The 1,335-nt window shown below is 64.0% G+C and carries 1 pseudogene; it reads left to right on the top strand.

The window, feature by feature from the left end:
• Positions 1–260: 260 nt before the first annotated feature.
• Positions 261–1,313: pseudogene (locus tag A5712_RS09160) on the top strand (IS110 family transposase); the annotation flags it as partial.
• Positions 1,314–1,335: the final 22 nt, after the last annotated feature.

Raw genomic sequence — 1,335 nt, 5'->3', positions numbered from 1 at the left:
CTCAGTGTCAGGGTGAGAATGCCGCGTGGCGGCGTGTCTTCGTGACAGAGGCCCGCGCGTGGTGTTGGTTCCGGATCACCGGTGTCTGGCTCAATTTTGCGTTGCCGCCTGCGGGTTGGCGTTGAGCAGTACTGCCGGCACCGGTGAGACGGACCGGCCGGCGTGACTTGATAGGAGCGTGGCTTCGCCCCGACTGAGATGTGTCCGCCGACCGGCCCGACCTCAACACCCCTGTCCAAGAAGTGAAGGAGGCAACCACCATGGTTGTTGTTGGAGCCGATGTACACAAGCGCAAACACACCTTTGTCGCGGTCGATGAGGTCGGTCGCAAGCTTGGCGAAAAGACCGTCAAGGCCACCACCGCTGGTCACAGTCTGGCCATCATGTGGGCCCGCGAGCAGTTCGGTACCGCGCTGATCTGGGGCATCGAGGACTGTCGCAATATGTCCGCGCGGCTCGAGCGCGACTTGCTGGGCGCCGGGCAGCAGGTGGTCCGGGTGCCAACGAAGTTGATGCACGCGGTGCGTAAGTCGGCGCGCAGCCGGGGTAAGTCCGATCCGATCGATGCCCAAGCGGTGGCGCGGGCGGTGCTGCGCGAACCCGACCTGCCGATCGCCTCCCATGATGAGACCTCGCGGGAGTTGAAATTACTCACCGATCGACGTGATGTCCTTGTTGCTCAACGCACGTCGACGATCAATCGGCTGCGTTGGCATGTCCATGAACTTGACCCCGAGCGTGGGCCTGCACCACGGGCGCTAAGAGGGGTCAAACACCAGCAAGCCCTGGCGGCCTGGCTTGACACCCAGCCAGGCGTGGTGGCCGAAGTGGCGCGCGCCGAGCTGGCCGATGTCATCCGGCTCACCACCGACATCGACGCACTGGAAAAGCGCCTCGGTGAGCGGGTCCGCGACGTGGCTCCCACGCTGCTGGACATTCCCGGCTGCGCAGAGCTGACTGCGGCCAAGATCGTCGGCGAAGCCGCCGCAGTGGACAGGTTCAAAAGCGAGGCCGCCTTCGCCTCCCATGCCGGAGTGGCGCCCATTCCGGTGTGGTCCGGCAACACCGAAGGCCAAGTGCGGTTAAGCCGCTCGGGTAACCGCCAACTCAACACCGCCATCCATCGCATCGCCCTCACCCAGATCCGCACCACCAGCAGCGAAACCCACGCCTATTACCAACGGCTCATCGCCGGGGGAAAAACCAAGGCTGCAGCACGACGCTGCATCAAACGCCGCATATCTCGCATCGTCTACAGCCGACTCCTCAAGGACTACCAAGCCCGCACCCAACACACCCAACCCACCGCGGCTTGACATAGGAGCTATTGCTCGC

It is taken from the genome of Mycobacterium sp. E2327, assembly GCF_001672675.1.
In the GTDB taxonomy this organism is placed as follows: Bacteria; Actinomycetota; Actinomycetes; order Mycobacteriales; family Mycobacteriaceae; genus Mycobacterium.
Note: the sequence above shows the minus strand (reverse complement) of the source record. Positions and strands in the feature narration are given on the sequence as shown.